The 15,381-nt window shown below is 73.0% G+C and carries 12 protein-coding genes; 5 read left to right on the top strand and 7 right to left on the bottom strand.

The genetic code is table 11. The features are described 5' to 3' along the window. Positions 1–8: 8 nt before the first annotated feature. Positions 9–887, top strand: coding sequence for a helix-turn-helix transcriptional regulator (locus CG747_RS29960; RefSeq protein ID WP_100604974.1), 879 nt, complete (start codon positions 9–11; stop codon positions 885–887). After that, the gene (locus CG747_RS29955; protein ID WP_100604973.1) at positions 884–1,081 is read left to right on the top strand and encodes a DUF397 domain-containing protein; all 198 of its coding nucleotides are present in this window, start codon (positions 884–886) and stop codon (positions 1,079–1,081) included. Before CG747_RS29960 ends, CG747_RS29955 begins: the two co-directional genes overlap by 4 nt. 69 nt (positions 1,082–1,150) lie before the next feature. Here CG747_RS29955 and CG747_RS29950 read toward each other — a convergent pair whose 3' ends face one another. Further along, positions 1,151–2,362, bottom strand: coding sequence for a serine protease (locus tag CG747_RS29950; RefSeq protein ID WP_100604972.1), 1,212 nt, complete (start codon positions 2,360–2,362; stop codon positions 1,151–1,153). A 220-nt stretch (positions 2,363–2,582) separates the two neighbouring features. Here CG747_RS29950 and fabV point away from each other — a divergent pair, with 220 nt between their 5' ends. After that, a complete protein-coding gene (fabV, locus tag CG747_RS29945) occupies positions 2,583–3,809 on the top strand; it encodes an enoyl-[acyl-carrier-protein] reductase FabV (protein ID WP_100604971.1) in 1,227 nt (408 codons plus the stop codon). A gap of 42 nt (positions 3,810–3,851) precedes the next feature. Here fabV and CG747_RS29940 read toward each other — a convergent pair whose 3' ends face one another. After that, a complete protein-coding gene (locus CG747_RS29940; protein WP_100604970.1) occupies positions 3,852–4,064 on the bottom strand; it encodes a hypothetical protein in 213 nt (70 codons plus the stop codon). A gap of 239 nt (positions 4,065–4,303) precedes the next feature. On the opposite strand from CG747_RS29940, the gene CG747_RS29935 reads away from it, so the two are divergent. Beyond that, entirely contained in the window at positions 4,304–8,560 is a 4,257-nt protein-coding gene (locus CG747_RS29935) for a Pls/PosA family non-ribosomal peptide synthetase (RefSeq protein WP_100604969.1), read from the top strand. Next, positions 8,557–9,306 (top strand): BPL-N domain-containing protein, encoded by a 750-nt coding sequence (locus tag CG747_RS29930; RefSeq protein WP_100604968.1) that lies wholly within the window; start codon positions 8,557–8,559, stop codon positions 9,304–9,306. Before CG747_RS29935 ends, CG747_RS29930 begins: the two co-directional genes overlap by 4 nt. Before the next feature lie 100 nt (positions 9,307–9,406). Here the strand turns inward: CG747_RS29930 and CG747_RS29925 are convergent, their stop codons facing one another. The 5 genes from CG747_RS29925 to CG747_RS29910 all read right to left on the bottom strand — a co-directional run bounded on the left by CG747_RS29925 (position 9,407) and on the right by CG747_RS29910 (position 15,347). After that, the gene (locus CG747_RS29925) at positions 9,407–10,414 is read right to left on the bottom strand and encodes an ABC transporter substrate-binding protein (RefSeq protein ID WP_100604967.1); all 1,008 of its coding nucleotides are present in this window, start codon (positions 10,412–10,414) and stop codon (positions 9,407–9,409) included. 2 nt (positions 10,415–10,416) lie between these two features. Further along, on the bottom strand, positions 10,417–12,411 hold the full coding sequence (locus tag CG747_RS29920) for an ABC transporter permease subunit (protein WP_100605098.1): 1,995 nt from the start codon (positions 12,409–12,411) through the stop codon (positions 10,417–10,419). A gap of 73 nt (positions 12,412–12,484) precedes the next feature. After that, a complete protein-coding gene (locus tag CG747_RS48275) occupies positions 12,485–12,655 on the bottom strand; it encodes a hypothetical protein (RefSeq protein ID WP_180985758.1) in 171 nt (56 codons plus the stop codon). Further along, entirely contained in the window at positions 12,655–13,797 is a 1,143-nt protein-coding gene (locus CG747_RS29915) for a glycine betaine/L-proline ABC transporter ATP-binding protein (protein WP_180985757.1), read from the bottom strand. Before CG747_RS29915 ends, CG747_RS48275 begins: the two co-directional genes overlap by 1 nt. Further along, positions 13,797–15,347 carry a GMC family oxidoreductase gene (locus CG747_RS29910; RefSeq protein WP_100604966.1) on the bottom strand — a complete coding sequence of 517 codons (1,551 nt, stop codon included), beginning with the start codon at positions 15,345–15,347 and terminating at the stop codon, positions 13,797–13,799. The genes CG747_RS29915 and CG747_RS29910 overlap by 1 nt, the downstream gene beginning before the upstream one ends. Positions 15,348–15,381 lie beyond the last annotated feature (34 nt).

The raw sequence follows: 15,381 nt of genomic DNA, 5'->3' as shown, positions 1-15,381 counted from the left end.
GGGCGCTCATGCCCGCAGGCGGGAGGCCGACGGTTCGCAGCCGCAGGCTAGGCAACGCACTGAGGCGGTATCGCGAGACCGCCGGCTTGGATCAACCCGACGCCGCCGAGGCGATTACGAAGTCCGTCTCCAAGATCAGTCGCATGGAGAGCGGACACACGTCCGCGTCGGGGCTTGAGGTCCGCACGCTCCTCGACCTGTACGGCGTGGAGAATACGGACGAGCGGGCCAGGCTGCTCGAATGGGCGCGGAAGAGCAACGAGCGCGGCTGGTGGATCGATTACCAAGCGACGGTCCGAGCCAGCTACATGGACCACATCGCCCTGGAAAACGAGGCCACACATATCCGGTCCTGGGAACCGATCCTCGTCCCAGGCTTGTTGCAGACTCCCGACTACAGCGAAGCAGTCATCGGCATAGGGCCACGGCACATCCCGCCCCAGCAGGTCGTCGAGCTTGCGAAGCTCCGCCAGGAGCGGCAACGGCGGATCGAGGAAGGAGGGGCTTGGTTCACCGCGATCATTTGGGAACCAGCCCTCACAGCCCTACTCTCCGAACCTCACGTGAGGGAAGGACAGTTGACGCGGCTATTGGATGTCGGGAAGCGGCAGAACGTCACGATCCAACTGCTCCCCGCGGAAGCAAGTCTGATTGCCGGTATGTCGAGTTCGTTCTCGGGCTTCTCGTTCGGGGCAGAGGCGAACGTGGAAGCAGTAACTCTGGACGGCCCTGCGCACACCAACGTGGTAGAAGGACCTGAGGACCTTGCGCACTATGTCAACGTCTTCGACCAGCTGCGCTCGGCAGCTCTACCACCGGACGAAAGCGCTGGGCGCATCCGGGAATTCCTTGAGAACGGACCGCAGCACAAGGAAGTGACAGCATGAAGCCGCAGAGCACGGGCGTGTTTCGGAAGTCCTCGTACTCGACCCAGGAAGGCAACTGTGTAGAGGTCGCCCCCATACCCACCGGCGGCCACGCCATACGCGACAGCAAGAACCCCGCCGGGCCCCACCTCGTCTTCCCCGACGGCGCCTGGGGCGCGTTCACCGACGCGCTGAAGGGCGGCGACCGCAGCTGACGCCAAAGGGCCCCCGGATCCGCGTGGTGACGCAGATCCGGGGGCCCTCGTGCGGCAGTCGGGCCCCGCCTACCGCCCCGCGAACTTCCGGCTCACCGTGTCGAAGACGCGTTGCGCCTCCGGGCCCAGGTACGGGCCGGCGAGCCAGGTGTGAGCGTTGGAGCTGATCGAGGTGTTGGAGATCAGCGTGAGCTTGCCGTCGCGGCCGACGAACCAGCCGCCGCCGGACGTGCCGCCGGTCATCGTGCAGCCGATCCGGTCCATGGCGGGCGTGCCCTGCTGCATGGTGAGGCGGCCGGGGCGGTCGAGGCAGGCCATCATGCGGGCGCCGTCGTAGGGCGGCGCGGCCGGGTAGCCGAACGCCTTGACCGAGTCGATGCGGTCGGCGTGCGGGGCGTTGAACCAGACCTGGGCGGCCGCGCCGACGGTCTCCTGGAGGGACTTGCCGCCGCCGTTCTCCGGCCGGACGTGCAGCACCGCGAAGTCGTACGCGGAACCGGCGTTGCCGGACTCGGTGCTGCCCATGTCGATCCACTCGCCGGACGTGCTGATCCAGTCCGCCCAGAAGCGGCCGTAGGGGGTGACCTGCTGGGTCGGGGTGGTGCCGACCTGGCTCATCGGGACGCCGGTGTCGTTGTACGACGGGACGAAGACGATGTTGCGCATCCAGCCGCCCTGCCGGCCGGAGTGGACGCAGTGCCCGGCGGTCCACACCAGGTTGGACTTCCCGGGGTGCGCCGGGTCCTCGACGATGGTGCCGGAGCAGACCATCGGGCCCTTGGGGCTGTCGAAGAAGATCTTCCCGACCGGGGCCATGTTGCGGTGGTAGGGGCGGGTGACCTCCTGTGCGGTGACCGGCCGGGGTTCGGGGTCGCTGCCGTCGAAGCCGCCGGCCGCCACGCTGCCCTGGACGCCGAGGTCGGGGGCCGCCTGGGCCTGCGCCAACCGGTCCGGCTTCCAGTGGTCCTTGATGATCGGGTTGGCGAAGTCCTGGGCTTCGTGGGCCCACTTGTCCCAGTTCTTCCAGCCGCCGTCCTTCCACTTCTTCAGGTCGTCGAGGCTGGTCGGCGCCCCGTCGGGCAGGTGCGGGCCGCCGGCCTTCTGGTTGCCGACCGCCGAACTCCCGCCCACGGTGCCGTCGGGGCCGCAGGCGGTCGCGGTGGCCGCGAGCAGCACGGCGGTGGCCGCGGCGGCGAGCACGGTCCGGCGGCGCCGGGAGCGGCCCCGGGGTTCCCGGGACGGCGTGGAAGGTATGGACGGCGTGGGCGACGTGGACGGCATGGTGTCGTTCCCCCCTGGTGCGTGTGAACGTGCCGGTGCGGCGCGGCACGGTGGTGGTGGCGCCGACACCGGTTGGTACTCCCCTGCTGGCTGTCATGCCCCTGCGGGGGCCGCGCTCTACTATGCCGTTCCGCCGCGCCGGGCGGGGCGGTGGGCCGCCACCGCCGGAAGATCGGGACAATCACTGGTGTCCTGTCCGAACCGTCCCAAGGACCCCACCGTGACCGATCGCGTCATCGACCGTCCCCGCAGCCGCGGGTTCCTCTTCCTCGACTCCCACCCCGCCGGGTGCCGGCAGCTGGTCTCCGACATGTGGGAGGCGGTGGCCGCGCCCGCCGCGACGCCGCCCGCCGACGGCCCGGTGGCCCTCGTCATCGGCTCGTCCGCCGGATACGGCCTGGCCGCCACCCTGGCCGGCCTCAAGCGCGTCGGAATCCGCGGCATCGGTGTCTGCTTCGAGAAGCCGGGCAGCGCCCGGCGCACCGCCACCGCCGGCTGGTACCGCACCGCCGCGACCGCGGAACTCGCCCGCGAGGCCGGCCGGGACATGGTCTTCGTCAACGGGGACGCGTTCTCCGACGAGGTCAAGGACCAGGTCGCCGACCTGCTGGAGCAGCGCTTCGGCGGGAAGCTCGACCACCTCGTCTACTCGGTCGCCGCGCCCCGCCGCACCGACCCGGAGACCGGCACCACCTACGCCTCGGTCCTCCAGCCGATCGGCGCGCCGTCCCGCACCCGGACCCTGGTCTTCGACGGCGACGGCGCGCCCGAGGTCAAGGAGGTGGAGACCGCACCGGCCGCCGAGGAGGACATCGCGCAGACCGTGGCGGTGATGGGCGGCGCCGACTGGGAGCGGTGGATCGACCACCTGGCCGGGCGCGGTCTGCTCGCCGACGGCTTCTCCACCGCGGCGCTCTCCTACATCGGCTCGTCGCTGACCGAGGGGATCTACCGCAAGGGCACCATCGGCGCCGCCAAGGCCCACCTGGAGGGCACCGCCCTGGTCCTCGACAAGCGCCTGTCGGAGCTGGTCGGCGGGCGTGCGGTGACCTCCGTCAACGGCGCCGCGGTCACCCAGTCCTCCACCGCCATCCCGGGGATCGCGCTCTACGTCGGCCTGCTGCGCGGCGTCCTCGGCGAGCGGATGATGGCGCCGACCGCCCAGCTGAGCGACCTGTGGGACCAGCTGACCGGGGCCCGTCCGCTCGACCTGGACGAGGAGGGCCGGGTCCGCCTGGACACCTGGGAGCTGAACCCGGAGGTGCAGGCCGCGGTCGCCGAGCGGTGGCAGGCGGCGGCGACGGAGAACATCGCGGAACTCGCCGACCTGGGCTGGTTCCACGGCGAGGTGCACCGCCTCTACGGCTTCGCGGTGCCCGGCGTCGACTACAGCGCGCCGGTGCCCACCGAGGTGCCGTGGCCGGGGGAGCAGCCCGGCCAGGTCTGACGGCCGGCGCCGCGCGGTGCGGGGCGCGTCGGCGCGGGCCCGTCAGCACAGGCGGGCCGGTACCCGGGGGTCCCGGTGGCCCGCCCCGACCCCGTGCCGGTACTGCTCGATCTGCTCACGGGTCGGGTACCACTTCTTGTCGCAGCGGTGGCACCACCAGCGCCAGTTGTCCCAGTGGACCTCGGTGGTGGTGGTGTCCTTCCACAGCCGGTCCTGGCATTCGGGGATCGGGCAGTGCGGCGGCGGCAGGTGCATGACGGGCCGGGCCTTTCGTGCGCCGGGGCGGGTCCCCGGGCGGGTCTGGGGCGCCCCCCAGCCTGGAGCGCCGCGGGGCGCGCGAGGGCCCGGCGGGGCCGCGGCCATACGATCGGGTGACCACCGGCACCACCGCTGACACGCCCGAGCCGCCCCGGACTTCCCATGAAAAGCGCAGGTCAGCCGGGATGCCCGGGACCGGACATGCGATCACGGGTGATCGGCGATCCGATGGAGTCATGGGCACGACCAGGCGGATCGCAACGCGGCTCCACCGCCTCTTCGAATCCACCTGTGCCCGCGTGCCCTCGGCCACGGCCCTGGAGTGCGGGCCGCACGTCCTGACCTACGCCGAACTCGACGCCCGCGCCAACCAACTCGCCCACCACCTCCGCGCCCTGGGCATCGGCGCGGGGTCCCGGGTCGCGATCCTGGTGCCGCGGTCGGTGGACATGTACGCGGCGCTGCTGGCCGTCGGCAAGGCGGGCGCGGCGTTCGTCCCGATCGACCCGGCGGCGCCCGCGGACCGGGTCGCGTTCATCGCGGCGGACGCCGAGGTGGAGGCCGTACTGACCGTTTCGGAGCTGGCCGCGGCGGTGACCGGCCGCCGGGCGAACGTGGTGCGGCTCGACACGCTGGCCGCCGAACTGGCCGCCGCCCCGGTCACCCCGCCCGAACCGGCCCCCGCGCCGGACCCGGACCCCGGCCGGCTGGCGGCACCACCGGGCCCGGGGGCCGACGACCCCGACGACCCGCTCGCGTACATCATGTACACCTCGGGCTCCAGCGGCCGCCCCAAGGGCGTGGCCATCGCGCACTCCAGCATCTGCAACTTCCTCGACGTCGTCCCCGACGTCTACGACGTGCGCCCGGACGACCGGGTCTACCAGGGCATGACCATCTCCTTCGACTTCTCCATCGAGGAGATCTGGCCCACCTGGACGGTCGGCGGGACCCTCGTCGCGGGGCCGATCGGCGCCGGTTCGCGGCTCGGCGCCGAACTCGCCGACGTCCTGGAGGAGTCCGGGATCACGCTCTTCTACTGCGTGCCGACGCTGCTGGCGACGATCCCCCGGGACCTGCCGGCGGTGCGCGGCATCATGGTGGGCGGCGAGGTCTGCCCGCCCCGGCTCGTCGAGCGGTGGAGCCGACCGGGGCGCCGGATCCTCAACACCTACGGGCCGACCGAGACCACCGTCACCGCCACCGTCGCGGAACTCCGGCCGGGCCGGACGGTGACGATCGGCCGCCCGCTGCCCACCTACACGGCGGTACTCCTCGACGACCTGCGCCGGCCGGTCCCGGACGGGGCGATCGGAGAGATCTGCGTGGGCGGCCCGGGTGTCGCCCGCGGCTATGTGCGGCGCCCGGAGCTGACCGCGGACCGCTTCATCGCCCACCCGCTGGCGCCCGGGGGCGGCCGGCTCTACCGCACCGGCGACCTCGGCCGGATCACCGCGGACGGGGAGATCGAGTTCCTGGGGCGGGCCGACGACGAGGTGAAGGTCCGCGGCTACCGGGTCGACCTCGGCGAGATCGACAACGTCCTGCTGGAGGACCCCGGGGTGGCCGAGGCCGCCACCGCGCTGGTGGCGCTGCCGGACCGGGACGGCGCGGACGACAACCGGGAGCTGTCCGCGTACGTGGTGCCGGCCCGGAGCGGTGCCGGGCAGACCGGTACCGCGGACGGGGACGCCCTGGTCGCCCGGCTGCACCAGCGGCTGCAACACCGGCTCCCCGCCTACATGGTGCCGCCCTTCCTCGACATCCTCCCCCGGCTGCCGGCCATGCCGAGCGGCAAGGTGGACCGCCGGCGGCTGCCCGCGCCGACCGGGCGGCGGTTGGGCGGCGGCGGCCGGGTGGCGCCGCCGCGGGACGCGCTGGAGACCCGGGTGCGGGACGTCTGGGCCGAGGTGTTCGGCATGGGCCCCGACGCACTGTCCACCGACGCGGACTTCTTCGGCGACCTCGGCGGGCACTCGTTGCTCGCCGCCCAGGTCGTGTCGCTGCTCCGCAGCCGCGGCATCGGCGGCGACACCGGCGCCACCCTGCGCGACGTCTACGCCCACCCGACGGTGCGCGGTCTGGCGGCCCGCCTGGACGCGCTGAGCGGCCCGCAGACCGGGGCCGACGGCGGCGGACCGGCCGGCGACCGGCCGGCGGGCGCCAGCGGCCCGGGGAGCGCCGACGGCCTCCGGAACGGCGGCCGTCGTACGGACGGCGGCAGAAGTACCAGCCGTGGCGGCGGCACGAGCGGCGGCAGCGCGGGGAGCTGCGGCGGCAGCGCGCTGCCGGTCCGTCCCCGCCCGCTCCGGCACGGCGGCCCCCGGATCGCCGCCGCCGGGCTGGTCCAGGGCGGGCTGATCTACCTTCTGCTGTTCGTCCTGACCCTCCCGCTGGCCGCCGCCTTCAGCTGGGAGAACGGCGAGTCCACCGGCCGGACCCTGGTACCGGTGCTGTCCGTACTGGCCGTGCTGGTCGGCTACTTCGGCGTCCGCTGGCTGCTGCCGGTGGTCCTCGCCCGCCCCCTGTCGGCCGGTATCCGGCCGGGCCGCTACCCCTTGTGGGGCACGACCTACCTCCGCCTGTGGGCGCTCGCCCTGCTGCTGAGCATCAGCCCGCTGCCCGCGCTGAGCGGCTCCCCCCTGATGGGCCGCTACCTGCGGCTGCTGGGCGCCCGGATCGGGCCGCGGACGACCATCGCCACCGGCGTCGTCCCGCTGCCGGCGCTGCTCCGGATCGGCGCGGACGCGTCGATCGGCTACGGCGTCACACTGCGCGCCTGGCGGGTGGCGGACGGCTGGGTGACCGTCGCCCCGATAGACATCGGCCCCTGCGCCTACGTAGGCGCCCATGCGGTGCTGGAACCGGGCGCCCGGATGGCGGCGGGCGCCGGACTGGGCGAGCAGTCGGTGATCGGGGAGGGCGAGGTGGTGCCGCCCAGGGCCCGGTGGGCCGGCTCCCCGCCCGCCCCGGTACCGGCGCTGGCCCCACCCATCGAGGACATGCTGCGGGCCGGCGGCACGACCGAACCCGGCCGCCCGCGGCACGTCGCCGCCGCGGTGCTGGGCGTCGCCCTGCTCGAACTCCTCACCCTGACCGTCCTGGTGCCGGGCACGGCCCTGGTGTGGTGCGTCTGGCTGACCTGGGGCAGCGGCCCCGCCGTCGCAGCCACCCTGACCCTGGCCGCCCCCCTCTACGTGCTCTCCGTGTGCACCGCGATCGTCTGCGCCAAGCGGCTGATCCTGCACCGCACCCCGGTCGGCACCCACCCGGTCCGCTCCGCCCTCGGCGTCCGCAAGTGGCTCTCCGACAAACTGCTGGAGTCCAGCCTCACCTTCACCAACTCCCTCTACGCCACCCTCTACACCGTGCCCTGGCTGCGGCTGCTGGGCGCCCGGATCGGCCCCGGCGCCGAGGTGTCCACCGCCGCCCACCTCGACCCGGACCTGCTCACCCTCGGCGAGGGCAGTTTCGTGGCGGACATGGCGGGGGTCGGCGGCGCGGCGTTCGCGGGCGGCCGGGTCGTCTGCCGCCGCACCGAGGTCGGCAGCCGCGCGTTCATCGGCAACGCGGCGTACCTGCCGGCCGGGACGCGGACCGGACCGGGCTCCCTGGTCGGCGTCGGCACCGTCCCGCCCGGGGAGGAGGTGCCCCCCGGCACCTCCTGGCTGGGCTCCCCCGCGATCAACCTCCCGCAGCGGCAGAGCAGCGGCACCTTCCCCGAGGAGCTGACGTTCCGTCCCACCCGCAAGGCGGTCCGCCGCCGCCTGGCCGTCGAGTACTTCCGCGCCACCATGCCGGCGTCCCTCCTGGGCGCCGCCGCCTTCGGCTTCCTCCTCGGCCTCTCCGACGTCGCCCGCAGCCCCTCCCCGGCCCTCCCGCTCCTCCTCGCCCCGCTGCTCCTCATGGGCTCCGGACTGACCGTCATCGCCGTCTGCGCGCTGCTCAAACTCCTGGTCGTGGGCGGCTACCGGCCGCGCGTCGAACCGCTGTGGAGCGGGTTCGTCCGCCGCACCGAGTTCGTCACCGGCCTCTACGAGGCGGCCGCCGTACCGGCCGGGCTCGGCACCCTCACCGGCACCCCGTTCCTGCCGCCGGCGCTGCGCCTGTTCGGCGCCCGGATCGGCCGCCGGACGTGGCTCGGCACCACCTTCCTCACCGAGTTCGACCTGGTCGACATCGGCGACGACGCGGCGATCGGCGCGGGCGTAAGCTTGCAGACGCACCTGTTCGAGGACCGCGTCATGAAGATGTCGAAGGTCACCGTCCGGGCCGGTGCCACCGTCGGCAACCGCGCGGTCGTGCTCTACGACGGAATCGTCGGCGAAGGCGTCTGGCTCGACGCGCTCTCCCTGGTCATGAAGGGTGAGTACCTCACCCCCGGCACCGCATGGCGCGGCATCCCCGCCCAGGGCCTGGCCTTCCGGGCCGGTGAGCACGCCTCCCCCGAGCCGACCCCGCACCCCACCAGCCCCCACGGTGAGCGCCCATGACTCCCCCCACCCGCTTCCTCGACGCCCTCCGCCGGGCCTTCGGCACCCGCGGCGAGCCGGCCGCCGTGCCGCTGCCCGCCCCGGACGGCCGCCGCCTGGCCCTCGTCTACCGCGGCCCGGCCGCCCGCCCCGCCGGCTGCTCCGAGGCGGTCGCCGCACTCCTCGCGGCCGGCCCCTGGAACCTCGACGTCCGCTACACCGGCCCGGCCGAGGGCATCCCGCTCTCCGCCACGTCGCTGGCGCACGCCCACCTCTACGCCCAGCCCGGCGGCGGCTCCCTCGACCCCGCCTACCGCCGGCTGCGCAAGCACGCCGACGAGATCCGCACCTACGTCCAGGGCGGCGGCCGCTACCTGGGCTTCTGCCTCGGCGGCTACCTGGCCGGCGACGACCCGGGCTTCGACCTGCTCCCCGGCGACACCGACCAGTACATCGTCACGCCCGGCGCGACCGTCGACCACGACGGCGACACCGTCGTCGAGACCCGGTGGCGGGGCCTGCCGCGCACCGTCTACTTCCAGGACGGCCCGCACTTCATCCTCGACCCGGGCGCCGACGCCACCGTCCTGGCCACCTACCCCAACGGCACCGTCGCCGCCGTCGTCGCCGCCTGCGGCGCCGGCAAGGTCGCCGTGGTCGGCCCCCACCCCGAGGCCACCGACGACTGGTTCCTCGACGAGGGCCTGCCGGTCCACCAGACCCACGACCTGGCGGTGGACCTGGTCGACGAACTGCTGGCGGACTGAGCGGCCCGGCGGTCGGCGCACCCGCCGCCGACCGGTCGGAGACGCACCCGGGCGGGGCCGTGGTCGACGGCCCCGCCCGGGTGCGGATGGTGGGATGCGGCTACTTCTTCGCGGGCAGCCAGCGCTTCCACACGTCGGGGTGCTCGTCCACCCACTTCTTGGCCGCCTCGTCGGCCGGGAGGCCGCTGGAGGCGATCATTTCGGAGACCTCGTTCTGGTCCTTCTTGTCCCACTGGAAGTTCTTCAGGAACTGCGCCGCGGAGTTGCCGCTCTTGGCGAAGTCGGTGTTGAAGTACTTCTGGAGCGGGGTGGTGGGGTACGCGCAGTCGATGGACTGCGGGTCCTTGGTCCCCTTCGCCGCGCAGGCGTCGGTGTACTTGGGGAGTTTGACCTCCACCATCGGCACCTGGTTGAAGAGCCACTGGGGTTCGTACCAGTAGGTGAGGAACGGCTTCTTCTGCTTGGCGAACTGCTGGATCTGGGTGATCTGGGCGGCCTCGGAACCGGCGAAGACGACCTGGTAGTTCAGGCCGAGGTTCTTCACCAGCGCCTTGTCGTTGGTCACGTAGGACGGTGACCCGTCCATCAACTGGCCCTTGTCGCCGCTCTCCGAGGTGCGGAGTTGGTCGGCGTACTTGTTGAGGTTCTTCCAGTCGGTGACCTCGGGGTGGGCGTCGGCCCAGTACTTGGGGACCCACCAGCCGATGTGGCCGGTGACGCCGTTGCCGCCGCCCGCCGTGATGGTCTTCTTGTCCTGGACGTAGCGCTTCTCCTGGTCGGGGTGGCCCCAGTCCTCCAGGATGGCGTCGACGCGGCCCTGGCTGAGCGCGTCCCAGGCGGGGATCTCGTCCACCTGGACGGTGTCGACGTGGTAGCCCAGCTCGTGTTCGAGCAGGTACTTCGCCACCGCGACGTTCGCCTGGGCGCCGACCCAGGTCTGCACGGACAGGGTCACGGACTTGGAGCCCTTGGCGGCGGCGAACGGCGACGCCTGCTTGGTCATGTCGGCCTTGCCGCAGGCGGAGAGGGACACCAGCAGGGCGCCGGTCGCGGCCGTCGCGGCCAGGGCCTTGGTGAGCGTGCGGACGCGTATCGGTGTGCGGGGCATGGTCAGGCTCCCTTCCCGGCGGTGCGCCGTTCCGTGGGCTGGGTGACCCGGTCGAGCATCAGGCCCAGGCAGACGATGGCGACACCGGCGACCAGGCCGATGGCGAGGTTGCCGGTGGCCAGGCCGGTGACCACGTCGTAGCCGAGGGCACCGCCGCCGACCAGGCCGCCGATGATGACGACGGCGAGGACGAGCACCACGCCCTGGTTGACGGCCAGCAGCAACGCGGGCCGGGCCAGCGGGAGTTGGACCTGCCGGAGGGTCTGCCAGCGGGTGGCGCCCAGCGAATGGGCGGACTCCATGGCGCCGGGGTCGACCTGGCGCAGGCCCTGGGTGGTGATCCGGATGACCGCCGGCAGGGCGTAGACCACCGCCGCGGCGGCGGCCGGCGCGCGGCCCACCGCGAACAGCGCCACGACCGGGATCAGGTAGACGAACTGCGGCATGGTCTGCATGACGTCCAGGACCGGGCGCAGGACGGCCTCGAAGCGCTTGCTGCCGGCCGCGAGGATGCCGACGCCGACGCCCAGCACCAGGGTGACGACCAGGGCGGCGAGGACCTGGGAGAGGGTGTCCATGGACGGCTTCCAGACGCCCAGCACGCCGATGGCGGCCATCGCCAGGACGGCGGTGAGCGCCGTGCGCCAGGTGCCGATGAGCCAGGCGAGGGCGGCGACGATGAGCAGGACGCCGTACCAGGGGAGGGCGGTCAGGCCGTCGCGCAGCGGGTTGAGCACCCAGTTGGTGAAGTGCGCGGCCCAGTCGGCGGTGCCGCCGACGACCGGGACGCCGGAGTAGAGGTGGTTGACCATCCACTCCTTGACGTCGTTGACGGGGCGGGCGATGGCGAACGTGGCACCGGCGGGCCAGTCGGCGGAGCCGGCCAGCCGCCCGGCGAACGCGACCACCGCGGTGACCGCGGCGATACCGGCCCAGGCGGGCCAGCCGCGCAGCAGCCGCGGACCGGCCGCCGAGGGAGCCGCGCCGAGCTTCTCGCCGGCCGCGGCGGTGGTGCGGTCCATGACGATGGCCAGCAGCACGATCGGGATGGCGGCGGCCAGCGCGCTGCCGACGTCGACCGAGGCGAGCGCCTGGTAGACGCGGTCACCGAGGCCGGCGGCGCCGATCATCGAGGCGATCACGGCCATGGACAGCGCCATCATGATCGTCTGGTTGACACCGAGCAGGAGTTCCTTGCGGGCCAGCGGGAGCCGGGCGGTGACCAGGCGCTGGCGGCCGGTGGCACCGAGCGAGGAGACCGCCTCCAGCACCCCGGCGTCCGCGCCGCGCAGGCCGAGCGCGGTGAGCCGGGCCATCGGCGGTGCCGCGTAGACCACGGTGGCCAGCAGCGCGGCGGGGACGCCGATGCCGAAGACCATGACGACCGGCAGGAGGTAGGCGAAGGCCGGGAGCACCTGCATGGTGTCCAGGACAGGCCGCAGGATCTTGAAGAGCCGGGGGGAGAGGCCGGCGGCGAGCCCGAGCAGCGCGCCGACGACGACCGAGGCGAGCACCGCCACGATCATCAGCGCCAGCGTCTGCATGGTCGGGACCCACATCCCCAGGGCCCCGCTGACCAGGAACGACACCAGGGCGAGGGCGGCGATCCGGAGGCCGGCGACGCGCCAGGCCAGCAGCGTCACGCCGGCCGTCACACCGGTCCAGCCGAGCGCGAGCAGCAGCAGGTAGACGCCGCGGACGGAGAGCACCACGGCGTTGCTGAGGTGGCCCAGGACGTAGACGAACAGCCAGTGGCTGTCGCGGTTGTCGATGATCCAGTTACTGGCGTGGTCGAGCGGGCCGGAGACGTCCACGGTCAGGCCGGTGGGCCAGGACGCCCCGGGCCAGGTGGTCGCGGCGAGCGGGACCAGCACGGCCGCGGCGACGGCGAGCAGCAGGAGCTTGGCGAGGCCGCGGCGGCGCAGCAGGCCCTGGAACAGGCCGGGCTTCCCGGCGCCGAGCACGCCGGGAGTGGTGGGGGGTGCGGCAGTGCTCATGCTGACACCTCGCTTCGCGAGGCCGTGCATTCGCACGGCACGCACCTTTTGATGATTCGCTCGCTTTGCTCGCTCATGCGCGGCCCCGCTTCACGGTGCCGACCGGCACGTTCAGCGCGGCGGCCCGCTGGGCCTGGCGCCACTGGCGGAGCAGGGCGGCGCGCAGCCGGGCCCGGGGGCTCGCGGCGGGCGCGCGGGGGACGACGGCGCGGGCGGCGCCGCGGTGCGGTGCGGCGGCGTACATCACGCGGCCACCTCCCCCGACGCGTCGTGGTGCGGCTGGGATATCCGGGCCACCACGTTCAGCAGGCAGGCGCTGTCGACGACGCCCAGGCAGCGGCCGTCGTCGACGATCCGGGCGGGGCCGCCGGAGCGGGCGACCGCCTCGATGGCGTCGCTGATCAGGGTGTCGGGGGCGAGCGCGGGGCCCGTGTCGGCCTCGCCGGCCTCGGCGGGGCGCATCGCGCGGCGGACGGTCAGCACCTGCTCGCGCGGGACGTCCCGGACGAAGTCGCGGACGTAGTCGTCGGCGGGCGAGCCGACGATCTCCTCGGGGGTGCCGAGCTGGACGATCTTCCCGTCCCGCATCAGGGCGATCCGGTCGCCGATCCGCAGCGCCTCGGCGAGGTCGTGGGTGATGAAGACCATGGTCCGCCCCTCCTCGCGGTGCAGGCGGACGACCTCTTCCTGCATATCGCGCCGGATGAGCGGGTCGAGCGCGCTGAACGGCTCGTCGAACAGCAGGACTTCGGGGTCCACGGCGAGCGCGCGGGCCAGGCCGACGCGCTGCTGCTGGCCGCCGGAGAGCTGGCCGGGCCGGCGCTTCTCCAGGCCGGCCAGGCCGACCTTGTCGACCATCTCGGCGGCCTTCTCGCGGCGTTCCGCCTTGCCCATGCCCTGGATCTCCAGGCCGTAGGCGACGTTGTCGACGACGGTGCGGTGCGGCAGCAGGCCGAAGTGCTGGAAGACCATGGCGGCCCGGCGGCGGCGCAGTTCGCGCAGCGTGGTGCGGTCCATGGCGCGGACGTCCTCGCCGTCCATCTCCAGTGCGCCGCTGGTCGGCTCGATCAGCCGGGTCAGGCAGCGGACGAGGGTGGACTTGCCGGAGCCGGAGAGCCCCATGACCACGAAGACCTCGCCCTTGCGGACGTCGAAGGAGACGTCGCGGACGGCGGCGGTGCAGCCGGTCTGCTCGCGCAGTTCCCGGGCGCTGAGCCCGGCGACCGAGGTGTCCTCGGGGATCCGTTCGGCCTTGGGTCCGAAGACCTTCCACAGGTTGCGCACGGAGAACACCACAGGCTGCTCGCCCGCGCCGTCCGACGTGGAACCCGCCTCGTCCTTGCGGGGGTTGGGGACGGCCGTGGTGTCGGCAGGAGTACCGGTCATCACACATCACCCCCCTGGGTCGAGGCCCCGCGGAGCAGTTCGGCGCACTTCTCCCCCACCATCAGGACGCCGAGCATCGGGTTCACCGCGGGCATCGTCGGGAAGACGGAGGCGTCGGCGATGCGGATGCCGTGCAGGCCGCGGATCCTCAACTCCGGGTCGACGACGGCGAGCCGGTCGTCCGCGGCGCCCATCTTGCAGGTGCCGGCCGGGTGGTAGACGGTGTGCGCGGCCTTGCGGACCAGCTCGCTGATCTGCGCGTCGTCGGTGACCTCGGGGCCGGGGAAGACCTCCCGCTTGAGCCACTTCTTGAACGGCTCGGCCTGGGCGACCTTGCGGGCCAGCTTGATGCCGTCGACGAGGGTCTGCCCGTCGTAGTCGACCCCGTTCTCGTCGTACGCGAAGTACCGGAAGTCCAGGGCGGGCTTGACCTCGGGGTCGGCGGAGGTGAGGTAGAGCCGGCCGCGGGCGCGGGACTTGGGGATGTTGGGGGTCATCGACACGCCGTGCTCGGGGCGCTCGTAGCCCAGTCGCTCCGGGTTGTCGGTGAACGGGATCTGGTAGAAGTGGAACATCAGGTCGGGGCCCTTGTGGTCCGGGTCCCGCTTGACGAACAGACCGGCGTCCGAGTCCATCGCGGAGTTGCCGGGGATCGGCCCGTTGGTCTCCCAGACGATGACCGACTCGGGGTGGTCGATCAGGTTCTCACCGACGCCCGGCAGGTCCAGCACGCAGGGGATGCCCAGCGCCTCCAGGTCCTTCCTGGGGCCGATGCCGGAGTGCATCAGCAGCCGCGGGGTGTCCACCGCGCCGGCGCACACCAGCACCTCGCGGGCGGCCTCGACGTAGACCTCCTCGCCGTCCTTGGTGCGGACGTGGACGCCCTTGGCGGTGGTGCCGTCCAGCTCCAGCCTGTGCGCCCAGGTCTCCAGCATCAGCGTGAGGTTGGGCCGGTCGCCGGCCTCCATGTGGGGGTGGAGGTAGGCGACGGAGGCGGAGGACCGCTTGTTGTTCTCCGGGTGGTAGGAGAGGTCGAAGAAGCCGACGCCCTCGTCGAAGGGCCGGTCGTTGAAGCCGACGACCTCGGGGACGCCGAGCGCCGTCTTGGTGGCCTCGATCCAGTCCGTCGCGATCTGGTTCTGGTCCTTCTTGGCCACCCGCACGATGTTGTTGCGGAGCTTGCCGAAGTACGGCTCCATGTCGTCGGCACCCCAGCCGGTGGCGCCGGCCGCCACCCACTCGTCCCAGTCGGACGGCAGCGGCTTGAAGGAGATCAGGGTGTTGTGCGACGAGCAGCCGCCGAGGACCTTGGCGCGGCTGTGCAGGATGTGCGAGTTGCCGCGGGGCTGCTCGGTGGTCGTGTACTCGTAGTCCAGGTCGCCGCCGAGGAGGCCGAGCCACTTGCGCAGGGTGAGGACGTCCTCGCGGTCGATGTCGGAGGGGCCGCCCTCGATCACGGCCACGGTGGTGTCCGGGTCCTCGGCGAGGCGGGAGGCGATGACGGATCCGGCGGTGCCACCGCCGACTACGACGTAGTCGTACACGGGCATGGGGGGTGCTCCTTACTGCGCAGTGCGCGCGGGG

Origin of the sequence: Streptomyces sp. CB02959 (assembly GCF_002803155.1) — a bacterium.
In the GTDB taxonomy this organism is placed as follows: domain Bacteria; phylum Actinomycetota; class Actinomycetes; order Streptomycetales; family Streptomycetaceae; genus Streptomyces.
The sequence above is the reverse complement of the archived record's forward strand: the minus strand, read 5'-3'. Positions and strand labels throughout refer to the sequence as shown.